Origin of the sequence: Nocardioides sp. (genome assembly GCF_047607365.1) — a bacterium.
In the GTDB taxonomy this organism is placed as follows: domain Bacteria; phylum Actinomycetota; class Actinomycetes; order Propionibacteriales; family Nocardioidaceae; genus Nocardioides.
On record NZ_JASGDD010000042.1, the window covers coordinates 1 to 7454 of the forward strand.

Annotated in this window: 7 protein-coding genes; 1 reads left to right on the forward strand and 6 read right to left on the reverse strand. The window is 72.6% G+C overall.

Annotated elements, in window-relative coordinates; translation table 11 throughout:
• Positions 1–106: 106 nt before the first annotated feature.
• Positions 107–547: a hypothetical protein gene (locus QM572_RS03360; RefSeq protein WP_415090024.1), complete on the forward strand. Its 441-nt coding sequence runs from the start codon at positions 107–109 to the stop codon at positions 545–547.
• A gap of 144 nt (positions 548–691) precedes the next feature.
• Here the strand turns inward: QM572_RS03360 and QM572_RS03365 are convergent, their stop codons facing one another.
• From QM572_RS03365 to QM572_RS03390, 6 genes are all read right to left on the reverse strand, one after another.
• The gene (locus QM572_RS03365; RefSeq protein ID WP_415090026.1) at positions 692–2155 is read right to left on the reverse strand and encodes a sugar porter family MFS transporter; all 1464 of its coding nucleotides are present in this window, start codon (positions 2153–2155) and stop codon (positions 692–694) included.
• Between the two features lie 155 nt (positions 2156–2310).
• On the reverse strand, positions 2311–3201 hold the full coding sequence (locus tag QM572_RS03370) for a siderophore-interacting protein (protein ID WP_415090028.1): 891 nt from the start codon (positions 3199–3201) through the stop codon (positions 2311–2313).
• Positions 3201–4016, reverse strand: coding sequence for an ABC transporter ATP-binding protein (locus QM572_RS03375; protein WP_415090030.1), 816 nt, complete (start codon positions 4014–4016; stop codon positions 3201–3203). The genes QM572_RS03370 and QM572_RS03375 overlap by 1 nt, the downstream gene beginning before the upstream one ends.
• Positions 4013–5050 (reverse strand): FecCD family ABC transporter permease, encoded by a 1038-nt coding sequence (locus QM572_RS03380; protein WP_415090032.1) that lies wholly within the window; start codon positions 5048–5050, stop codon positions 4013–4015. The genes QM572_RS03375 and QM572_RS03380 overlap by 4 nt, the downstream gene beginning before the upstream one ends.
• An 80-nt stretch (positions 5051–5130) precedes the next feature.
• Entirely contained in the window at positions 5131–6162 is a 1032-nt protein-coding gene (locus QM572_RS03385; RefSeq protein ID WP_415090034.1) for a FecCD family ABC transporter permease, read from the reverse strand.
• The gene (locus tag QM572_RS03390; RefSeq protein WP_415090036.1) at positions 6159–7208 is read right to left on the reverse strand and encodes an iron-siderophore ABC transporter substrate-binding protein; all 1050 of its coding nucleotides are present in this window, start codon (positions 7206–7208) and stop codon (positions 6159–6161) included. Before QM572_RS03390 ends, QM572_RS03385 begins: the two co-directional genes overlap by 4 nt.
• Between the last annotated feature and the right edge of the window lie 246 nt (positions 7209–7454).

A 7454-nucleotide genomic window follows, 5' to 3' on the forward strand; every position in this document is an offset into this window, starting at 1 on the left:
CGAGGAGGCTCCCACCGCGCCATCGGAGGAGACCGAGCCCGTTCGTGAGGCTCCTCAGGCCGACACGCCCGAGCCATCGGCGAGTCGCGCCGAAACGCCGCACACCGTGTCTACCACCCCGGCCGGTTCGTCGTCCGGAACCACGTCAGTGCCGCACACCGACGTCAAGATCGACGAGGTCAGCAGCCTCTTCGACATCCCGGCCCCCGAGGGCAGCGTCACCGCCGCCCCGAGCACTCCGGCGGGTCCGGCGGCTCCGGCGGCTCCGGCAACAGGCGTAGCCACCGACGAGGCACCCGCCCCCGAGGCAACAGACGTTGCCTCAGAGGAGGGCCCGTCCACCGAGGACACGGATGCCTCCGCCGACGAGCCGCCCGCTGAAGAGGAGGCGACGGAGTCCCCCACGGAGACCGACGCCATAGCCGACACCGCGACCGAGGCCAAGCCGGCGACCCCGGCGGTACAGGTCGGCGAGTCGAGCGGCGCGACTCACGAGCCGCGTACCGACGTCGACATCCACGGCGCGGACTCGCTCTTCGACCTCTGAGGCCGACCCGCTGGGCCCCGCCCTCTGAGCACGACGCCCGAGCCCGACCAGAGAGTGCGGCCCCCTCGCCGGCGACCCATGAGCGCCCTCCGACCGCGCGGCAGCCGTGCTCCCAGCACCTAGCCGTCCGCGACGGTGCCGGCCTCACGCAGGCCGTACGCTCGGCGACTCCTCGCGATCGTCCATGTCCTCGAGCTCGACGCCCTTCGTCTCGCGCACGAAGCGAAGCACGAAGGCGAAGGAGAGGACGGCGAAGGCGGTGTAGAGCCAGTAGGGCAGCTGCAGGGAGGCGTCAGTCAGGCCCGGGAACGACACCGTGACGGCCCAGTTGGCGACCCACTGGATCCCGGCGGCCAGCGCGAGCGCTGCCGCCCGATAGCGGTTGGGGAAGAGCTCGCCGAGCAGCACCCACACGATCGGCCCCCACGACATGCCGAAGGCGACGACGAACACGTTGGCGGCCACGAGCGCGACCGGCCCGGCGACCGAGCCCAGTGACGGATCCCCGCTCGAGTCGAAGGTCGCCGTCGCGAACGCTGCCGCGAGCACCCCGAGCGACACCGCCATCCCCGCCGAGCCGACCAGCAGCAACGGCCGCCGCCCGAAGCGGTCCACCAGCGCGATGGCGATGAAGGTCGTGACGATGTTCGTGACCGAGGTGATCATCGAGATGAGGAACGAGTCGGACTCCGAGAAGCCGACGGCCTGCCACAGCGAGTTGGAGTAGTAGAAGATCACGTTGATGCCGACGAACTGCTGCAGCACCGAGAGCCCGAGGCCGACCCACACGATCGGGTAGATCCCGCCGCCGGAACGCACCACGTCCGACCACGCCGGGGGCCTCTCCCGCTTCACCGAGACCTCGATCCGGTGGATCGCCGTGTCGAGGTTGCGCGTGCCCAGCAGGCGCCGCAGCACCGCGCGCGCCTGGCCGACCTCGCCGATCGAGATGAGGTAGCGCGGCGACTCCGGGATGGTCAGCGACAGCGCGCCGTAGACCACGGCCGGAACCGCCATCACGAGGAACATCCACCGCCACGCCGCGAGCCCCAGCAGCGTCTCGGACGCCCCACCGGCGACCTGCTGCAGGAGGTAGTTCACCAGCTGCGACCCGAAGATCCCGAGCACGATGGCGAGCTGTTGCAGCGACCCCAGCCGGCCGCGGATGTGGGCCGGCGAGACCTCGGCGATGTACGCCGGGGCGATGACGGACGCCATCCCGACACCGATCCCGCCGACCAGCCGGAAGACGATCAGCAGCCAGAGGCTCGGCGCGAAGGCCGCGCCGATCGCACTGACCAGGAACGCGACGGCTGCCGCCTTCATCACGAAGAGCCGGCCCAGGCGGTCGGCCGCGCGCCCGGCGTACAGGGCTCCGGCCGCGGCGCCGAGGAGCGCCGACGCCACCGCGAAGCCCGAGGCGTAGCCGTGGATGTCGAAGCGGCTCTCGATGGCGCCCACCGCGCCGTTGATCACGGCGCTGTCATAGCCGAACAGCAGGCCCCCGAGAGCCGCGACGGAGGCGATGCGCACCACGCCGCCGGTGTGCTCGCCGGCAGCGCTGTCGGCGGGGAGGCCCGCGTCGGGCCCGGATGCAGGGTCAGTCATGTCCCCTCAGTGCCCACTCGGCCACCCCTGATTCCCCACGAGCAGCGGCGGAGAGGAGTCCCCGGTTAACCGGGGACTCGGGAACTTCTCGGCCACCACACCGCCCGAGAAGTTCCCCTCTCGGCCGGGTGCCGTGACGGCTGAGGCCGGTGGGGTCAGCCACGCATGGCGACGCCGATGCGCCAGTAGCCCATGAACGCGACCTGGGCCCGCGGGAGCCCGAGCTCGCCGACGAGGTGGCGGCGCAGCCGGGTCACCATCCCCGACTCCCCCGCGATCCAGGCGTAGCGGTCGTCGACGGCCGCCGACTCCAGCGACTCCCCGGCCGAGGAGTAGGCGGGCGTCTCCCACAGGTCCGGGTCGACGTCGACCTGCTCGACGGCCTCCCCCGGTGCCGGCGCGAAGCCGAGGTGGGCCCCGACGGCCTCCACGGCGAGCGAGCCCACGGGCGAGCCGTTCCGGGCGAGCCACGTCACCTCGACGCCCGGCGCCTCCGGAAGGGGTACGACGTCGGCCTCGAGCGGCACCTCCAGGAAGACCGACCCGGTGACCCCGGAGGGGAGGTCGCGGAGGATCTGCACGACCGCGGGCAGCGCGGTCTCGTCGCCGACGAGGAGCACCCGCGAGGCGTCGCCGGGGGCGAACTCGATGCCGCCCATGAAGGCGCCCTTCTCGGGCACGACGGCGAGCAGCTCGTCGCCGACCGCCGCCGACAGCGCCCAGCCGGAGCCCGGCCCGTGGGCGCCCGGGTGGAGCACGAAGTCGACGACGAGCAGCGACTCCTCGCCGGCGTCGACGAAGTCGGCGACCGTGTAGGTCCGCACCGAGCCGCGGGTCTCCTCGGGGAGCGCGGCGAAGTCGGTCCACCACGAGTCCGGCCGCAGCTCGGGCAGGACCCCCGAGGCCGGCGGGAAGAGCAGCTTGATCCGCTGGTCGTAGAGCGGGCCGTCGACCCCGAAGGAGGCCAGGTCGGGGCCGGCGAGCTCGACGCGGGCGAAGGACGGGGACGGTCGCGAGACGGAGGCGACGCGCAGGCGGGTCAGCATCAGGCCACGACCTCTCCGACGTGGTGGCGGCTGATCGGGACCACGAGCGGCGTGCCGGCGACCGGATCGGGCACGACCCGGCAGGCCAGGCCGAAGACGTCGGCGACGGTCTGCTCGGTGACGACCTCGCCGGGAGCGCCCTCGACCACGATCCGCCCGTCGCGCATCGCGACGAGGTGGTCGGCGTACCGCGCGGCGAGGTTCAGGTCGTGGAGCACCATCACGACCGTCGTCCCCCGCTCCGCGCGTAGCCCGTGGAGCAGGTCGAGCAGGTCCAGCTGGTGGGCGACGTCGAGGAAGGTGGTCGGCTCGTCGAGGAGCAGCAGGTCGGTCTGCTGGGCGAGGGCCATCGCGACCCACACGCGCTGGCGCTGCCCGCCGGAGAGCTCGTCGACGACCTGTCCGGCGAGCTCGAGCGTCCCAGTGAGCGCGAGCGCCTCGGCGACGGCCTCCTCGTCGGCCGAGCTCCACCGCGACAGCGGTCCGCGGTGCGGCTGCCGGCCGCGGCCGACCAGGTCGACGACGGTGATCCCCTCGGGGGCGATGGGCGACTGCGGCATCAGCCCGAGCACCTTCGCGACCTCCTTCGTCGGCCGGGTGTGGACCGCGGTGCCGTCGAGCAGCACCGCGCCGCCGGCGGGCCGGAGGAGACGGGCCATGCCGCGCAGCAGCGTCGACTTGCCGCAGCCGTTCGGGCCCACGATGACCGTCGTCGCCCCGTCGGGCACCGCCAGGGTGACCTCGTCGACGACGACCCGGTGCTGTCCTCGGGCCCCGCCGTAGCCGAGCGTGACGCGATCCGCGGCAAGCCTCATGAGGATCTCCTTCCGGTGCGGCCGCTCGCGAGCAGCCAGAGCAGGAACGGCGCCCCGAAGGCGCCGGTGACGACCCCGACGGGCAGGTTGGTGTCGGGGATGCCGTAGGTGCCCACGTAGTCGGCGCCCACCATGACGACGGCGCCGACCAGCGCGGCTCCCGTCAGCGTGACCCGGCCGCCGTTGAGGGCGCGGGCGATGGGACCGGCGGCGAAGGCGACGAACGCGACCGGACCGGCGGCCGCGACGCCGATCGCGGCGAGCAGCGCGGCGAGCAGCAGCAGGCAGTCGGCGTAGAGGGCGGTGACGCCGAGTCCCGAGGCGGTGTCGGGGCCCAGCTCCAGCGCGCGCTGGGCGCGGGCCGCCCAGGCGACCGCGGGCAGCAGGACGGCCAGGCAGACCAGGAGCACGCGGATCGCCGGCCAGTCCGCCGCGTTGAGGCTCCCGGTGAGCCAGCGCAGCGCCAGCTGGGCGTCGTACTGGTCGGCGCGGGTGAAGAGGTACTCGATGACGGCCATCAGCGCCGCGGCCGCCGTCACGCCGACCAGCACGAGCCGGTACGACGCATCGGGGCCGGCCACGAGCCGGATCGCGATCGCGGTGAGGACCGCCCCCACGACCGCGAAGGCCGACAGCGCGGGGCCGGACAGGCTCAGGACGACGATGCCGAAGACGGCCGAGGCGCTGGCCCCCATGCTGATGCCGACCATGTCGGGGCTGGCGAGCGGGTTGCGCAGCGTGCTCTGGAAGATGGCTCCCGCGAGGCCGAAGGCGATCCCGACCAGCACGCCCATGACCGCGCGCGGGAGCTTGGACTCCATCAGGATGAAGGTCGCGCCCGGGATCTGCTTGCCGCCCACGATGCGGAGGAAGTCGGGGAAGGTGATCGTGTAGTCCCCACCGAGGACCCGGGCGAGGAAGACGGCGATCAGCACGACCGCGAGGCCGCCGGTGACGAGGGCGAGTCGGCGTCGCGGCACCCGCCGCGCCCGCCGTACGACGAGGCGCCGGTCGTCCACGGAGGCGGCGGTCACGGCGCCGCCTCGTTCGCTCGCAGTGGCCACGGCCCGCGCGTCGGCGGCCACGCGCGGACCGCCGTGGCCGCTCGCTTCGCTCACAGCCCGGCCATCCGTCCGCGTCGCAGGAACCAGCAGAAGACCGGGACGCCCACGACCGCGGTCATGATCCCGACCTGGACCTCGGTCGGAGGCATCACCACGCGGCCGACGACGTCGGCGAGGAGCACCAGCGCGGCGCCGTACCCGATCGAGAGCGGGAGGACCCGGGTGTAGGCCGTGCCGACGAGCACGCGCACCGCGTGGGGGACGACCAGGCCGACGAAGGCGATGGGTCCGGCGAGCGCGGTGGAGGTCCCCGCGAGCAGGACGACGGCGAGCCCGATCACGATCCGGTCGATCGCGGTCCGGCGGCCCAGGCCGGCCGCGAGGTCGTCGCCGAGGGCGAGGGTGTCGAGCGTGCGTGCCCCGGTGAGCGCCAGCACGGCGCCCACGGCGAGGAACGGCGCTCCGGTGAGGATCACCTCCCAGCCACGGCCCCCGATGGTGCCGACCTGCCAGCGCCGGATGACGTCGAAGGTCTGCCGGTCGGTGAGCAGGACGGCGGTGGTCCAGCTCGCGACGCCGGCGGAGACCGCCGCCCCGACCAGCACGAGCTTGGCCGGCGTCGCGCCGTCGCGGCCGAAGGAGGCGATGCCGTGCACGGCGACGGCGGCGACGGCCGCTCCGGCGAGGGCGAACCAGACGTAGAGGTGCAGCGAGCTGACCCCGAACGCCGAGACCGCGAGCACCATCGCGAAGGAGGCGCCGGCGTTGACGCCGAGGAGCCCGGAGTCGGCCAGCGGGTTGCGCGTCAGGCCCTGGAGGCAGCCACCCGCGAGGGCGAGCGCGGCGCCGACGAGGAGGCCGAGCACCGTGCGCGGCAGGCGTGCCTGGAGGATGGCCTGGCCGGTGCTGCCGTCGTGGAAGAGCTCCGACGGCGCGACCAGCCGGGCGCCGAGCAGGATCGACCCGACGACCCCGGCCACGAGGAGTGCGAGGAGCAGCCACCATGCGGTGGACGCCCTCGTGCCCCGGCCCGGCGTGGCGTTCCGGACCGGGGCACGTTCGAGAGTGCGGACACCCGTCACGCGCCGGCGACTGCCTTGGCGACGTTCGGCACGAAGTGCTCGATCGCGTAGGGGAGCGACAGCGGCGTGGGAACGCCCGCGGCGTTGGAGGCGATGTTGTCGGTCGACGCCCAGAAGTGACCGGCCTTGATCGCGGGGATCTGCCCGATCAGCTTGTCGTCGGCGAAGGTCTGCGCGTCGCTCTCCTTCACGGCGTAGGTGAAGAAGAAGTCCGACTCGAGCGTCGAGGCCTTCTCCGCGGAGATCTGGCCGTAGAAGGCGTCCTTCGGGCTGATCTCCTCGATGATCGGCGCGTTCTCCATGCCGAGCGACGCCAGGAAGACCGGGCGCAGGTCCGTGGGCGTGTAGTAGTAGAGCTGGGAGAGGTCGGCGGTGTCGAGCGCGCCCCAGATGAAGGTCTTGCCCTGGATCTCGGGGTAGTCCTCCTTCGCCTTCGCGAAGGTGTCCTCCATGTCCTTCTGCAGGGCGGCGGCCTGCGTGGAGCGGCCGACCGCCTTGCCGGTCAGCTCGAGCGACTCCTGCCAGGTCGTCATCCAGGCCGTGCCCGGGTAGGCGATGACCGGGGCGATCTTGGTGAGCTTGTCGTACTGCTCCTGGGTGATGCCCGAGAGCGTCGCCAGGATGAGGTCGGGACCGAGCTTGGCGACCTCGTCGACCGGGATGTCGTCGGTCTCGTCGAGCAACGTGGGCATCTCGGCGCCCAGCTCCTCCAGCTTGTCCTCGAACCACGGGGTGCTGCCGGCATCGGTGCCTCCCCAGGTGACCTTCTGGATGCCGACGGGGACCACGCCGAGGGCGAGCAGGATGTCCTGGTCGCTGGAGCCGATGGAGACGACGCGCGTGGGCTCCTTCTCGATCGTGGTGTCGCCGTAGGCGTGGGTGATGGTGACGGGGAAGGCGCCGGCGTCGACCGTCGCACTGCCCGAGGCCGAGGCGTCGTCGTCGGCGGCGTCCGTGGAACCCGTGCTGCAGGCGGCGAGCGCCGCGGCGGCCGCGCCGCCCAGCAACAGGGCGGACAGGGAGCGGCGGGTGATGTAGGGGGACACGGGTCCTCTTTCTCGGTCTCGGACGGAAGCCTGTTGGAGCCTGTTAGGCGAGGCTAAGTAAGTCAACCCTAACCACAATCCCGCATCCATCAGCAAGTCGCCGTCACGATGACTTGTGATGACATCATATTGATGTCATAGTGACGCTCATGGATATCACCCCGTACGTCGAGCGGCTGCGTGCCTCACTCGCCGCCGCCGCGGCGGCCGGCGGCCCGGAGATCGCCGAGGCGGCCGACCGCCTCG

Bases quoted from the DNA above. Each gene is read 5' to 3' on its own strand.
- QM572_RS03375 (WP_415090030.1), bottom strand. From the start codon at position 4,016: ATGAGGCTTGCCGCGGATCGCGTCACGCTCGGCTACGGCGGGGCCCGA.
- QM572_RS03370 (WP_415090028.1), bottom strand. From the start codon at position 3,201: ATGCTGACCCGCCTGCGCGTCGCCTCCGTCTCGCGACCGTCCCCGTCC.
- QM572_RS03365 (WP_415090026.1), bottom strand. From the start codon at position 2,155: ATGACTGACCCTGCATCCGGGCCCGACGCGGGCCTCCCCGCCGACAGC.